Annotated in this window: 13 protein-coding genes and 1 pseudogene; 7 read left to right on the top strand and 7 right to left on the bottom strand. The window is 74.0% G+C overall.

The features are described from left to right. The first annotated feature begins 5 nt into the window (after window positions 1–5). A complete protein-coding gene (locus OG562_RS02065; RefSeq protein WP_266392926.1) occupies window positions 6–788 on the top strand; it encodes a glutamate racemase in 783 nt (260 codons plus the stop codon). Window positions 789–908: 120 nt separating this feature from the next. Continuing rightward, window positions 909–1,451 (top strand): hypothetical protein, encoded by a 543-nt coding sequence (locus OG562_RS02060; RefSeq protein ID WP_266392923.1) that lies wholly within the window; start codon window positions 909–911, stop codon window positions 1,449–1,451. Window positions 1,452–1,466: 15 nt separating this feature from the next. Here OG562_RS02060 and OG562_RS02055 read toward each other — a convergent pair whose 3' ends face one another. After that, on the bottom strand, window positions 1,467–2,486 hold the full coding sequence (locus OG562_RS02055; RefSeq protein WP_266392920.1) for an O-antigen ligase: 1,020 nt from the start codon (window positions 2,484–2,486) through the stop codon (window positions 1,467–1,469). Between the two features lie 282 nt (window positions 2,487–2,768). Here OG562_RS02055 and lnt point away from each other — a divergent pair, with 282 nt between their 5' ends. The 3 genes from lnt to OG562_RS02040 all read left to right on the top strand — a co-directional run bounded on the left by lnt (window position 2,769) and on the right by OG562_RS02040 (window position 6,091). Continuing rightward, window positions 2,769–4,382 (top strand): apolipoprotein N-acyltransferase, encoded by a 1,614-nt coding sequence (gene lnt, locus OG562_RS02050; protein WP_266392917.1) that lies wholly within the window; start codon window positions 2,769–2,771, stop codon window positions 4,380–4,382. Between the two features lie 66 nt (window positions 4,383–4,448). Further along, window positions 4,449–4,928 (top strand): NUDIX domain-containing protein, encoded by a 480-nt coding sequence (locus OG562_RS02045; RefSeq protein ID WP_266392915.1) that lies wholly within the window; start codon window positions 4,449–4,451, stop codon window positions 4,926–4,928. Window positions 4,929–5,095: 167 nt separating this feature from the next. Continuing rightward, entirely contained in the window at window positions 5,096–6,091 is a 996-nt protein-coding gene (locus OG562_RS02040) for a hypothetical protein (RefSeq protein WP_266392912.1), read from the top strand. A 14-nt stretch (window positions 6,092–6,105) separates the two neighbouring features. Here the strand turns inward: OG562_RS02040 and OG562_RS02035 are convergent, their stop codons facing one another. Next, window positions 6,106–6,864 (bottom strand): class F sortase, encoded by a 759-nt coding sequence (locus tag OG562_RS02035; protein ID WP_266392909.1) that lies wholly within the window; start codon window positions 6,862–6,864, stop codon window positions 6,106–6,108. Between the two features lie 49 nt (window positions 6,865–6,913). Beyond that, window positions 6,914–7,405 (bottom strand): sortase, encoded by a 492-nt coding sequence (locus tag OG562_RS02030; RefSeq protein ID WP_266392906.1) that lies wholly within the window; start codon window positions 7,403–7,405, stop codon window positions 6,914–6,916. A 372-nt stretch (window positions 7,406–7,777) separates the two neighbouring features. On the opposite strand from OG562_RS02030, the pseudogene OG562_RS02025 reads away from it, so the two are divergent. Both OG562_RS02025 and OG562_RS02020 read left to right on the top strand, forming a co-directional pair. Next, window positions 7,778–7,852, top strand: a pseudogene (locus tag OG562_RS02025) (hypothetical protein); the annotation flags it as partial. 647 nt (window positions 7,853–8,499) lie between these two features. Continuing rightward, on the top strand, window positions 8,500–9,585 hold the full coding sequence (locus OG562_RS02020; RefSeq protein ID WP_266392903.1) for an enoyl-CoA hydratase/isomerase family protein: 1,086 nt from the start codon (window positions 8,500–8,502) through the stop codon (window positions 9,583–9,585). Window positions 9,586–9,617: 32 nt separating this feature from the next. On the opposite strand, the gene OG562_RS02015 is transcribed toward OG562_RS02020, so the two are convergent. The 4 genes from OG562_RS02015 to OG562_RS02000 are packed head-to-tail and all read right to left on the bottom strand — an operon-like array spanning window position 9,618 to window position 12,752. Continuing rightward, window positions 9,618–10,586 (bottom strand): sugar kinase, encoded by a 969-nt coding sequence (locus OG562_RS02015; RefSeq protein ID WP_266392900.1) that lies wholly within the window; start codon window positions 10,584–10,586, stop codon window positions 9,618–9,620. Then, the gene (locus OG562_RS02010; RefSeq protein WP_323187465.1) at window positions 10,583–11,347 is read right to left on the bottom strand and encodes an amino acid ABC transporter ATP-binding protein; all 765 of its coding nucleotides are present in this window, start codon (window positions 11,345–11,347) and stop codon (window positions 10,583–10,585) included. The genes OG562_RS02015 and OG562_RS02010 overlap by 4 nt, the downstream gene beginning before the upstream one ends. After that, a complete protein-coding gene (locus tag OG562_RS02005; protein WP_266392891.1) occupies window positions 11,344–11,994 on the bottom strand; it encodes an amino acid ABC transporter permease in 651 nt (216 codons plus the stop codon). The genes OG562_RS02010 and OG562_RS02005 overlap by 4 nt, the downstream gene beginning before the upstream one ends. 2 nt (window positions 11,995–11,996) lie before the next feature. Beyond that, complete coding sequence (locus OG562_RS02000) at window positions 11,997–12,752, bottom strand: amino acid ABC transporter permease (RefSeq protein WP_266392888.1); 756 nt, start codon at window positions 12,750–12,752, stop codon at window positions 11,997–11,999. Window positions 12,753–12,781: the final 29 nt, after the last annotated feature.

Below are 12,781 nucleotides of genomic sequence, written 5' to 3'. Positions count from 1 at the left end.
GCCGGGTGAAGATCGCGCTCATGGACTCCGGAATCGGGCTGCTGGCGGCCACCGCCGCGGTACGGCGCCTGCGACCCGACGCCGATATCGTGCTCTCCCTGGACCCCGACGGCATGCCCTGGGGGCCGCGCACCCCGCAGGACCTCACCGCGCGCGCGGTGGCCGTCGCCGAGGCCGCCGCCGCCCACCGGCCCGACGTCCTCATCGTCGGCTGCAACACCGCGACCGTGCACGCCCTGCCCACCCTGCGGGCCCTCCTCGAACCGGGCATCCCGGTGATCGGCACCGTCCCGGCGATCAAGCCGGCCGCGGTCGGCGGCGGCCCCGTCGCCATCTGGGCCACGCCCGCCACCACCGGCAGCCCCTACCAGCGGGGCCTCATCCAGGACTTCGCCGGCGGCGTCGCCGTCACCGAGGTGCCCTGCTGGGGACTGGCCGAGGCCGTGGAGCACGCGGACGAGACGGCGATCGACGCGGCCGTCACCGCGGCCGCCGCCCTCACCCCGGACGAGGTGACGACCGTCGTCCTGGGCTGCACCCACTACGAACTGCTCGCCGACCGCATCCGCGCCGCCGTACAGCGCCCCGGCAACCCCCCGCTCGTGCTGTACGGATCGGCCGACGCCGTCGCCGCCCAGGCCCTGCGCCGGATCGGCGCCCGCCCCGAACCCGAGGCGACGACCCTCGGCAGCGTGACGATCCTGCTCAGCGGCCGCGAGGGCCCCCTCCCGACGCCGGCGCTCACCTATGAGGAAGGCCGCCTGCTCCAGGCCGTCAGCCGCGCCTAGGACCTGTGCTGGTGACCCACGGTCATCTGTCGGACGTCTCGGGTCCGTCCCCGGCCACCCGGCGCAGTCACCCTGCGCGACGCGCTACCGGCGCGGCGAAACCTGAGTAACCTCATAGACATGAGGGACCCCCACGGCGAGGACACCCCGCACCCCGACGTCTGGACCGGACGCGCCACCAACCGGTTCCAGTGGCTGCTCGCGCTGGTCGGCGCCGCCTGCATGGCGCTCGGCATCGAACTCGCCGTCGACTCCGCGTGGACGTCCGGCAGCGCCGCGCTCGTCATGTCCGTGGTCGGCTGCATCGCCGCCGGACTGCTGGTCCTCTTCGGCACCCTCGCCTTCGTCCACGTCGACCTGAAGCTCGACAGGGAGTCCCTCGAAGTGCGCTGCGGCCACATCGGCGTGCCGCGCCGGCGCATCCCGCTGGCCCATGTGGCCGGCGCCGAGTTCGAACCGCACGTCACCCCGCGCCACTGGGGCGGCTGGGGCTACCGCTGGCGGCCGGAGAAGGGCACAGCCGTCGTCGTACGCCGGGGCGAGGGCGTGGTGCTGCGGCTCTGGGACGGGCATACGTTCACGATCACCGTGGACGACGCCGAGTCGGCCGTACGGGTCATCAAGGACCGGCTGCGGGCGGGGACGCCCGGCGCGGCGCGCTGACGTCAGGCGGTGACGTCAGGCGGCCGGGCGGCCGCCGTGGCGCAGCCGCCTTCCAGGCTCCGAAGACGCCTCGGGGGCCGGAGCGTCCTCGGCCAGCGGCCGGGCCGTGGCCAGGCCGGCCAGCAGGCCCGCGCCGACCGGCACGACGGTGAAGCTGAGCGCGTTGCCGACCGCGGCGACGGCCGCGAGGGCCGTGAGCGCGGCGGCCGCGCCGAGCACGACCGGCGTGGGGCGCGGTGCGCGCCACAGCGCGAGGAGCACCCAGCAGTAGGCCGCCGCGAGCAGCAGCACGCCGACGACCCCCTGTTCCGCCGCCAGCTGCAGCGGCGCGGAGTGCGGCTTGCCGTCGGACAGGGTGGACTGCGCCGCCGTGGCGCTCAGCTCCCCGAAGCGCCCGGGGCCCACGCCGAGACCGGGGTCGCGGTGCGCCAGATCCAGGGCGTCCTGCCACAGGTCGACGCGGCGGGGAGTGAGCAGGCGCTCGAGGCGGTCGGCGGCCCCACCGGGCAGCGCGTTCCCGGCGACCGCCCAGGTCAGGCCCGTCACCAGGGCGGCGGACAGGGCCAGAGCGGCCAGCGCGGGACCGCGACGGCGCACCCGGCCGCCCGCCAGGGAGCACAGCAGGACGGCGCAGCACGTCACGACCGCCATCGTCGAGCCCACCAGCGCCCCGACCACCGGGACGCCCGCGGCCAGCAGCCACAGGGCGAGCCGCAGGACGGGCGAGGACGCGGCCCACGCGGCGCAGCACGCGGCCCCGGCCGCCAGCGTCAGCACCGCGGCGGTGGCCCCCGCGTGACCCAGGGGCGGGGCGGTCTCCGGTCCCGGAGCGAGGCGCGGCAGGGTCACCGTCAGGGCCAGCCCGGCCAGCGCCGCGGCGCAGGGCGCGGCCACCGGCAGCAGCACGCCGAAGATCCGGCCCGTCGCGTATCCGGCGGCCACGGCCAGCAGCGCGAGCAGGACGCCCTCGGGCCGCCCGCCGTGCAGGGCCGCGGTGACCAGGGACCAGACGGCGCAGGCCCCGAGCACGGCCATGCCCGCCGCGTCGGAAACGTTTCGTCTCTCTCCGTCGGCGTCCGAGCCGGCCGCCGACGCCCTCCCCCTGGAACCCGCGGAACCCGTGGAACCCACCCGTCCCCCCGAACCGGTCGCCCCCGACCTGTGACGGACCCCGGCCGCGGCCGCGCGACAGGAGCCCTGGCACACCGTAACGGCTGATGGGCGGTTTGTGGATGAGTCGCGACGGGCCGCGGGGAGCGGCCGCCGCTCCGTGGACCGCGCTGTCGGCCAAAAGGTCACGCGCCGTACACTCCCGGAGTGACCGTCACCGCAACTTCCGTGGGCCAGCCGGACCGGCTGGAGCCCCCGACCGCGCCGGCATCGCGCGGCGCGCGGCTCCTGCGCCGTCTCCTCCCGCCCGCCGCAGCGGCGCTCTCCGGAGTGCTGCTCTACGCCAGTTTCCCGCCCCGCACCCTGTGGTGGCTGGCCCTGCCGGCCTTCGCCGTGTTCGGCTGGGTGCTGCGCGGGCGCAGCTGGAAGGCGGCCCTCGGCCTCGGCTACCTCTTCGGACTGGGCTTTCTGCTCCCGCTCCTGGTGTGGACCGGCGTCGAGGTAGGCCCCGGTCCCTGGATCGCCCTGGTGGTCATCGAGGCGGTCTTCGTCGCGCTGGTCGGCGCGGGCGTCGCCGCGGTGTCCAAGCTGCCGGCCTGGCCGGTGTGGGCGGCCGCGCTGTGGATCGCCGGCGAGGCGGCACGCGCGCGTGTGCCCTTCCGCGGCTTCCCCTGGGGCAAGATCGCGTTCGGCCAGGCGGACGGCGTCTTCCTGCCGCTCGCCGCGCTCGGCGGCACCCCCGTACTCGGCTTCGCGGTCGTCCTCAGCGGCTTCGGCCTCTACGAGATCGTCCGCCTCGTGCTGGAGCGCCGGCGCACCGGCGAGGTACGGCGGTCGGCGGCCGCCGTGGCCCTGCTCAGCGTGGCCGTCCCCTTCGCGGCCGCCGCTGCCGCCCGCCCGCTGGTCAGCGACAAGGCGGAGGACGGCACCGCGACGGTCGCCGTCATCCAGGGCAACGTCCCCCGCCTGGGCCTGGAGTTCAACGCCCAGCGCCGGGCCGTCCTCGACTACCACGCGCGCGAGACGGAGCGGCTGGCCGCCGACGTCAAGGCGGGCAGGACGGCCAAGCCCGACTTCGTGCTGTGGCCGGAGAACTCCTCCGACATCGACCCCTACGTCAACGCCGACGCGGCCGCCGTCATCGACAAGGCGGCCAAGGCGATCGGCGCCCCCATCTCGGTCGGCGGGGTCGTCGAGCGCGGCGGCAAGCTCTACAACGAGCAGATCCTGTGGGACCCGGTGAAGGGACCGACGCAGACGTACGACAAGCGACAGGTCCAGCCGTTCGGCGAGTACCTTCCGCTGCGCTCGTTCATCGGGGCCGTCAACGAGAACTGGACCTCGATGGTCCGCCAGGACTTCAGCCGGGGCAGCAAGCCGGGCGTCTTCGACATGGACGGCGCCAAGGTCGGCCTCGCCACCTGCTACGAGGCGGCCTTCGACTGGGCGGTGCGCGACACGGTCACCCACGGCGCGCAGATCATCTCCGTCCCCAGCAACAACGCCACGTTCGACCGCAGCGAGATGACCTACCAGCAGCTCGCCATGTCGCGCATCCGGGCCGTCGAGCACAGCCGGACCGTCACGGTGCCGGTGACCAGCGGCGTCAGCGCGATCATCATGCCGGACGGGAAGATCACTCAGAAGACCGGCATGTTCGTCCCCGACTACCTGGTGCAGAAGGTGCCCCTACGCTCGTCGGAGACCCCGGCGACCCGGCTCGGCATCCTTCCGGAGATCGCCCTGGTGCTCGTCGCCGCGGGCGGTCTGGGCTGGGCGATCGGCACCCGGGTGCGCGCCCGGAGGGGCGCGACGCTCTAGCCGTACGCCGTTTGGTGCGCCGGTGGGAGCCGGGGAGCGGGGGCGTGGTCCGGATAGGGTCGGCGCATGCCAACTCCTGACTTCATCACCGAGATCCGGGCCTCCGCGGGGACGCAGTTGCTCTGGCTCCCCGGCGTCAGCGCCGTCGTGCTCGACGACGACGGCCGGGTGTTGCTGGGGCGCCGGGCGGACAACGGTGAGTGGACCGTGATCAGCGGTATCCCGGACCCCGGTGAGCAGCCCGCCGACAGCGTCGTGCGGGAGGTGCACGAGGAGACGGGCGTGCACTGCGTCCCCGAGCGGGTGGTCCTCGTCCGCTCCGGGAAGCGGGTCGAGTACCCCAACGGCGACCAGTGCCAGTTCATGGACATCACCTTCCGCTGCCGGGCCGTCGGCGGCGAGGCGCGGGTCAACGACGACGAGTCCGTCGACGTGGGCTGGTTCGCGGTGGACGCGCTGCCTCCGATGAGGGATCAGCAGCTGTTCCGCATCAAGCAGGCGCTCGCCGACGAACCCACGTGGTTCGAGACCACGCTCGCGGAGTGACACAACCGGCGTGAAGGACGGCGGTGCTCCCCCCTCCCTTACGCAGTACGGGTGAATGAGCCACCTTTCCTTTTGGTGCCGGCGGCGCGTCTTTTACGGTCTGCGAATGGACCGGCGGCAGCAGGCGAGGCCGCGCGGGCCGGGGGATCCGTGGAAGGGCGCACCTGATGGTGGGGTTGGGGAAGTCGCCGGACGTGTCGCGGGCGTGGGGCGCGGTCGGTGCGGCCGGTCTCGTGGGCACGGCGCTGACCGGCGGCGGATGGTGGGCGGCCGGGAGCCAGGCGACGCGGATGGCGGCCTACGGGCCGTCCGTCGGATGCTGGGCGCTGACGGTCTCCCTGGCGGTCCGTGCCTGGGGGACGCGCGGCCGGGTGCGGAAACGGCTGCTGCTGATGGCGGGCTCCGCGGCGGCCGGAGGCGTGTACCGGGGAGCGGTCAACGTACTGGCGGCGCGCCCTCCGGCAGGGGAACGCGACGCGCGGGCGCTGATCGGTGCGTTGGTGGCCGGCGGAGTGGCGACGGCCGTCGGACTGGGCATGGTCGGCCTGGTGCTCGCGGCCGACGCCGGCGCCGGCCGGCACGTCTTGCTGCGGCGCGTGCTGGACGGGGCCGTCATAGCCGGGTCCGTGTTCATGACGGGCTGGGTGCTGCTGCGGGGGACAGGCGGCGGCTGGCGGCTGGAGACGGGCATGGTCGGCTTCCTGTGGACCGCGGAAGTCGTCTTCCTCAGTTTCCTGTTCGCCCTGTGCCGTCTCGTCCGGGGCGACCAGCGGGCCACGCTGTGGGTCGGGATCGTCGGGCTGTCCCTGATGCTGATCGGGGAGACCCTGCGTCTGCGGACGGCCGGCTCGCACAGCCCCGAGGTGACGTCCTTCAAGCTGGTCGACGCCTGCGACACCGTGGGGCTGCTGGTGGTCGCGGTCGGCCCCTGGGTGCCCGGCGGGGCGAGCGTCCTGTGCCCGGGGAAGCGAGAGTTGCGCCTGGGGATGGAGGGCGCCGCGGCGTTCATCCCCCTGACCGTCTGCACGGTCGTCGCGCTGGGATGCGCGTTGGCCCCTCCGGCCCGCGACCCGGTGCCGCTGCTGGTCGGCGCGACGGTACTGCTGGCCCTCTGGGCACGCCGGACGTTCCTGCCGAGCGAGACCGTCAGAAGGGACGAGTGACCTCTCGCGCTCCGTCAGACGGGCGAGCGGCCGGTGGGTTCTCTCGCCGCGGTGAGGGTCGCGTAGACCACGACGTTGCCCTGGTAACCGGTGTTTCTGGCGTAGCCGCCGCCGCAGGTGATCAGCCGCAGTTCGGGCCGGCCGGAGCTGCCGTAGACCTTCTCGTTCGGGAAGCTCTTCTTGGCGTAGACCTCCACGGCGTCGACGGTGAACACGGCCGTGCGCTCGTCCGACCGCGTGATCTCGACGGCGTCGCCCTTGGTCACGGAGCCGAGGTCGTAGAAGACTCCGCGGCTGCCGGTGCGCAGGTCCACATGCCCGACGGCGACGGCTGTGCCCGTCGAGCCGGGGACCGGGCCCTTGCCGTACCAGCCGACGAGGTCGGGGACGTCGGCGGGCGGAGGGCGCAGTGCCCCCTTCGCGTCGAGGCCCAGTTCGGTCATGGGGGCGTTGACGCCGATGGCGGCGATCCGCAGCCGGACCGGCTCCGCGCGGGGCAACGGCCGGACGGAGGGGCCCGGTGCGGGGGCGCCGCGGCTGGGCTTCGGGCGCGCCGAGGGTCCTGTGGTGGGGATCGTCGAGGGTCCCGTGGTGGGGACAGTCGAGGATCCCTTGGTGGGGACCGTCGATGCAGCGAAGCGCTGGCCGGCCGAAGGCTGGGGCGGTCGCCCGTCGTGCAGCGCGCTGGTCACCAGGAGGGCGCCTGCCACCAGAGCGAAGGTCAGCTGCTTGGCCGAGGGGGTGAACGGGGTGGTCCGGTGGCTGGGTTCCATAGCGGGGCCTCTTGGGTGCGGCCGGGGGAGGGCGGGATGGCCCGGTCGGTCAGGTGGGGTCGCCGGGCGAGCGGCGCCGCATCCTCAGCATCCATCCGGCCCCGGCTACGGCGAGCAGCACTCCGCCCACGGCGAGCTGACGGTTCGTGTCCCTGGAGTCGCCGAAGCCGGCGTCGACGGCGCCGTTCGGGCGGGGCGCGGTGATCTCGTACGAATCCGTGATCTTGATGCGTGGCGGGCACTTGACGGTGACCGTGTCGGTGCCGGGCTCGGACTCCTCCGGGACCTGGAACTCGCCGGTGAGGACGCCCTTGCGGTCGCCTTCGAAGAGGTGGAACTGTCCGGCCGCCTCCGACTCGCCCTTGCCGTAGGTCACGTCCGGGCCGCAGGCCCTGGTGCTGACGGTGACCGTGGAGCCCGGGGCCGCCTTCCCCGAGCTGATGGTCAGTCCCGCGTCGCCGGCGGCGACGGCGACCGGGATCTGCAGAGCCAGGGCGCCGACGGCGAGCCCGAGGCCGACGCCAACATGTGTGATGCGCAAGGGAGTCCTCCAACGGAGCAGTGCCCGGCCTGGCTGCGAGGCGCCGCTGCGGCGCCTCTGTGGTGCTCCACTGACGAGGCAACCGACAGTCCGTCACCTCCGCAACCCGACGCCTCGGCGCCCGCGTCACCCGGGCAGCCGCAGGGACCGCTCGCGCGGCAGCGTTTGCGCAGGTCGTCGGAGCGGAGGCCGGGCAGAGACGGATGATCACTGACGGCAGCGAATGGGCTAACCCGCCGGTGCGCGGTGCGCGGCGGTCGGCGGGCTCCGGTGGTGGAGTCCGGGCGGCGGCGGTCGGGTGACGGCGCGTCAGTCGGCCGAGCCGTGCGGTGGGCGAGCGGAGCGGTCGCCTACCCCCTCAACGCCCTGCCCATGTCGCGCGCGGACTGGCGGGCCCACTACGGCGCCCGGTGGGAGTCGACGGCCGCCGCCAAGCGCCGCTACGACCCGCACGCCATCACCCATCTGCGAGCCGCGACCGAACCCGGCCGGGCCGTCGCCCAGGCAGGGCTCCGCCTCGTGGGTCCTGACCTGGTCGCAGCCGCGCCTGCACAGCAAGCCGTGCATCCTGCTCGACGGCGACGGCGACGGCGACGGCGACGGTTACCGCCGCCCGCCGCTCGCCTTCCTCGAACAGAACTGGGGCCCGGCGCCGGTGTGTTCACCGAAGCGATCCTGCGCCTCATGGGTTCCGGCACGCGCCTCGTCGCCGTCGAGTTCAACCCCGACCTCGCGCGAGCCCTGGCCCGCCCCCACCGCGACGCCCGGCTCACGTGGTGCACGGCCGCGGCGGCCGACCCGGCCGAGGCGGCGGTCGGCCGACGACCGGCCGGCGACGGCGTACGGAAGTGCGTCACCGCGTACAGCACGACAACCGCATACGCGCGTGGCCGGGGGGAAGCCGGTGCGCGTCCGGGGCTGACCGGCAACCGGGTGCGGCCTCCCGGGCCGCGAGTCGGGGCGCCCGGCACATGCCGAGTACGCGGCCGCGTCCGAGCCCGGCTGACCGGATACCGTCGAGTCCACCAGATCCTGGAAGGAACCGACGAGATCATGCACGTCATCGTGGCCCGCGGCCTGACGGAGGCACTCGGATGACCGGCGCCGGGCCGCATGTCCCGCCGCCCACCGAAGCCTCCGTCCTGCTGCACATCACCGGGCGGGCCGCCCGGCTCACGCTCAACCGGCCCAAGGCCCTCAACGCCCTGAACCACGCCATGGTGCGCTCCCTCGACGCGGCCCTCGCCGCCTGGGAGCACGACCCGGCTGTGGAGACCGTCGTGATCACCGGCGCGGGGGAGCGCGGACTGTGCGCGGGCGGCGACATCCGGGCCGTCCACGACGACGCCCGCGACGGCGACGGCACCGCCTCGGCCGCCTTCTGGCGCGACGAGTACCGGCTCAACGCCCGCATCGCCCGCTATCCCAAGCCGTACGTCGCCGTCATGGACGGGATCGTCATGGGCGGCGGCGTCGGCCTCTCCGCGCACGGCGGCGTCCGGATCGTCACCGAGCGGTCGCGGATAGCCATGCCCGAGACCGGCATCGGCTTCGTCCCCGACGTCGGCGGCACCCACCTCCTCGCCCGCGCCCCGGGCGAACTGGGCACCCACCTCGCGCTGACGGGCGCGCAGATCGGCGCCGGCGACGCCCTGCTGACCGGGCTCGCCGACCACTACGTACCCTCCGCCGCGCTGCGGCCGTTCCTCGACGACCTCGCCGAGCTGCCCGTCCGGGAGGCGCTCGCCCGGCATGTACAGCCCGTGCCCCAGGGGGAGTTGGCCGGGCAGCGGGAGTGGATCGACGCCTGCTACGCCGTCGGCACGGTCGAGGAGATCGTCCAGCGGCTGCTCGCCCACGGCGACCCGGCCGCGAAGGAGGCGGCGGAGACCCTGTTCGCCAAGTCGCCCACCACGCTGAAGGTCACCCTGGCCGCCATGCGCCGCGCCCGGCGACTGGGCTCGCTGGAACGGGTCCTGGACCAGGAGTACCGGGTCTCGTGCGCGGCCCTGGACGCCCCCGACCTGGTGGAGGGCATCCGCGCCCAGATCATCGACAAGGACCGCGACCCGCACTGGTCGCCGGCCACCCTCGCCGAGGTCGCCGACGCCGACGTCGAGCGCTTCTTCGCTCCCCTCGGCGAGCGGGAACTCGGACTGGGATCGGTGCCGGGGCGCTGACCTGCCCGCCAGACACCACGGCCGGGCGGATCTCAGGGCAGGCGGAGTGCGGACCAGTCCCCGTGGGCGAGGGCCAGGTGACGGTCGAGTTCGCGGCGCGGTGGGACGGCGGGGACGTCGCCGTGGGTGCGCAGCGACGCGGCGGCCATGAGGTGGCCCAGCCGCAGCCGCTGTATGGCGTCGCGGTCTTCGAGCAGGGCGGCCAGGTAGCCGGCGGCGAAGGCGTCGCCGGCGCCGATCCGTTCGACGACGCGGGACGCGGGCGTGGGGACGAAGGTCTCCTCGCCGTCCCGCGCGTACGACGTCGCTCCGTGCGCCGCGTCCTTGACGACGACGAGGGAGGCGGGGCGCAGCAGGTCGCGGATCTCCTCGGCCTTGCCGGCGCCCCACAGCGTCTCGGCCTCGTCCCGGCCGACGAAGACGACGTCGGCGCCGCGGGCCAGTTCCAGCAGCACGGGCGCGGCCTCGGCGGGGCGGTGGCGCCACAGGGCGGGGCGGTGGTTGACGTCGAAGGAGACCATCGGACCCGGCACGGCCCGCCGGGCGACGATCTCGGCGACCAGGTCGGCGCACCTGTCCGACAGGGCCGGGGTGATGCCGGACAGGTGCACCACCCGGGCCGACCGCAGGAACGGCAGGCCCGCCAGCTCCGGGCCCATGAGGGTGGCCGCGGAGTCCCGGCGGTAGTAGTAGGCGCCGGTGCGCTCGGGGCCGGGATCCTTGAAGTACACGCCGGTGGGCCGCCCGGGGTCGACCGCCACCCCCGACACGTCCACGCCGTGGGCCGTCAGCTCGTCCAGGACGCGTCGCCCGAGCGGATCGTCGCCGACCCGGCTCAGCCACGCCACTCGGTGCCCGAGGGCGGCCAGCCCGCAGGCCACGTTGGACTCCGCGCCGCCCACGGTCAGGGCCAGCGTCGTCTGGCGGGCCAGCGGGGCCGTGTCCGTCGGGCTGAGCACGGCCATCGTCTCGCCGATGCACACCACGGCGGGGCCGCTCACGTGTCCAGCACCCGGTGCAGGAACTGCTGGGTGCGCGCCTCGGACGGGCTGCCGAACACCTGCTGCGGCGGGCCCTGTTCGAGGACGACGCCGCCGTCCATGAAGACGACCCGGTCGGCGGTGTCCTTCGCGAAGCGCATCTCGTGGGTGACGACGACCATGGTCATGCCGTCCTCGGCGAGGGAGCGCATGACACCGGTCACCTCCCCGACCAGCTCTGGGTCGAGGGCGGAGGTCGGCTCGTCGAAGAACATGATGGCGGGGTCCATGGCGAGCGCCCGGGCGATCGCGACCCGCTGCTGCTGGCCGCCGGAGAGCTGCGCGGGGTAGGCGTCGGCCTTGTCGGCGAGCCCGACCCGGTCCAGCGCGGCGCGCCCGCGCTCCGCCGCCTCGGACCGGGTCAGCTTTCTGACCTTGAGCAGGGCGAGGGTGACGTTGCCGAGCGCGGTCTTGTGCGGGAAGAGGTTGAACTGCTGGAAGACCATGCCGACATGGCCGAAGATCTCGGGCGCCCGCTTGCGGTCGTGCAGCGGCACGCCGTTCACCCACACCTCGCCGCTGTCGGCCCGCTCCAGGTCGCACATGATCCGCAGCAGGGTGCTCTTGCCGGAGCCGCTGGCCCCGATGAGGACGACGACCTCGCCCGGCTCGACGTCGATGTCGACGCCCTTGAGAACGTCCAGCGCGCCGAAGCGCTTGTGCACGCCGGAGAGCGAGATCCGGGCGGCGACGGCCGCCTTCTGCATCTCGGTGGTCGTCATGCGGTGACAGCCTTTCGTTCCATCCGCCGCACGACGAGCGACAGCGGGTAGCAGATGACGAAGTACAGGACGGCCACGGCGAGATAGGTGGTGGCCGGGTCGCCCGCGCGGTCGATGACGGCCTGCCCCTGGCGCAGCAGCTCGGCGTAGCCGATCACGACGGCGATCGAGGTGTCCTTGATCAGTGAGAGGTACTGGCCGACCAGCGGCGGAAGGACGATCGCCCGGGTCTGGGGCAGGATCACGGTCGTGAAGGTCTGCACCCGGGTGAGACCGAGGACCCGCGCCGCCTCCCCCTGCCCCCGGGGCACGGCCTCGATGCCGGCCCGGAAGATCTCCGCGATGTAGGCCCCCTGATACAGGGTCAGCGCGAGCAGCGCCGCGCCGAAGACGGTGATCCCGGCGAGGTTCAGATAGGCCGCGCCGAAGTACAGGAACAGCATCTGGATCAGCAGCGGAGTCCCGCGGAAGACCTCCAGATAGATGCGGGCGAGCTGGGCCAGCACCGGGACGCGGCTGGTGCGCACGGCGGCGACGAGGAGCCCGGTGAGGGTGCCGGTGGCGATGGCGGCGAGGGACAGCAGCACGGTGGCCCACAGCCCGTCGGTGAACAGCTGACGGTTCGACCAGATGACCGACCAGTCCATGCTCACGCCTCCTTACGGACGGGACGGGGACGGGCGGGAAGCAGTCGGGCGGGGAGCAGCCGGCGTACGGCGTCGAGCGGCCGCGTCCGCACGGTCGTGGGCAGCGGCGGTTTGAAGACCGCCCGGCCGATCAGCCCGGCCGCCAGCGCCACCAGGTTGGTGAGGATCAGATAGAGGGCCGCGGCGATGCCGAAGACCTGGACGGTCAGCAGGGTGCGGGAGTTGACGACCATGGCCGTGCCGGTGAGTTCGGGCACGGAGACGGCGGACAGCAGCGACGAGCCCAGGATGATCTGGACGAGCTGGTTGACCACGGCCGGGTAGACGTTGCGCAGGGCCTGCGGGAGCACCACGTGGGCGAAGGTGCGGACCGGGCCGAGCGCCAGCACCCGGGCCGCCTCGACCTGGCCGCGGGGCACGGCCTGGATTCCGGCCCGGAAGATCTCGGTGAGGTACGCGCCCACGTTGACGCCGAGCGCGAGGACGCCGGCCTGGACGGGGCTCAGCCGGACGCCCGCCGACGGCAGGGCGAAGTAGGCGACGAACATCTGCAGCAGGACGGGGGTGTTGCGGACGACCTCGACGTAGACGGCGGCCGGTGCGCGCAGGACGCCGTACCGGGACCGGCGGGCGAGGGCGCCGAGCAGACCGAGGGCGAAGGCGAGGGCGAAGGCGGCGAGCGACAGCCTCAGGGACAGCCAGGCCGCGTCGACGTACGTCGTCCAGTCCTGGAGCGCATAGGTCCAGTCGCTGAGCATGGGGCTCCTTCCCGGGGGCGGCGACCGGG

Origin of the sequence: Streptomyces sp. NBC_01275, assembly GCF_026340655.1 — a bacterium.
Lineage (GTDB): Bacteria > Actinomycetota > Actinomycetes > Streptomycetales > Streptomycetaceae > Streptomyces.
Note: the sequence above shows the minus strand (reverse complement) of the source record. Positions and strands in the feature narration are given on the sequence as shown.

Coding starts and splice junctions, on each gene's coding strand:
- OG562_RS02060 (WP_266392923.1), top strand. CDS start 909: ATGAGGGACCCCCACGGCGAGGACACCCCGCACCCCGACGTCTGGACC.
- OG562_RS02055 (WP_266392920.1), bottom strand. CDS start 2,486: ATGGCCGTGCTCGGGGCCTGCGCCGTCTGGTCCCTGGTCACCGCGGCC.
- OG562_RS02045 (WP_266392915.1), top strand. CDS start 4,449: ATGCCAACTCCTGACTTCATCACCGAGATCCGGGCCTCCGCGGGGACG.
- OG562_RS02040 (WP_266392912.1), top strand. CDS start 5,096: ATGGTGGGGTTGGGGAAGTCGCCGGACGTGTCGCGGGCGTGGGGCGCG.
- OG562_RS02035 (WP_266392909.1), bottom strand. CDS start 6,864: ATGGAACCCAGCCACCGGACCACCCCGTTCACCCCCTCGGCCAAGCAG.
- OG562_RS02020 (WP_266392903.1), top strand. CDS start 8,500: ATGACCGGCGCCGGGCCGCATGTCCCGCCGCCCACCGAAGCCTCCGTC.
- OG562_RS02010 (WP_323187465.1), bottom strand. CDS start 11,347: ATGACGACCACCGAGATGCAGAAGGCGGCCGTCGCCGCCCGGATCTCG.
- OG562_RS02005 (WP_266392891.1), bottom strand. CDS start 11,994: ATGGACTGGTCGGTCATCTGGTCGAACCGTCAGCTGTTCACCGACGGG.
- OG562_RS02000 (WP_266392888.1), bottom strand. CDS start 12,752: ATGCTCAGCGACTGGACCTATGCGCTCCAGGACTGGACGACGTACGTC.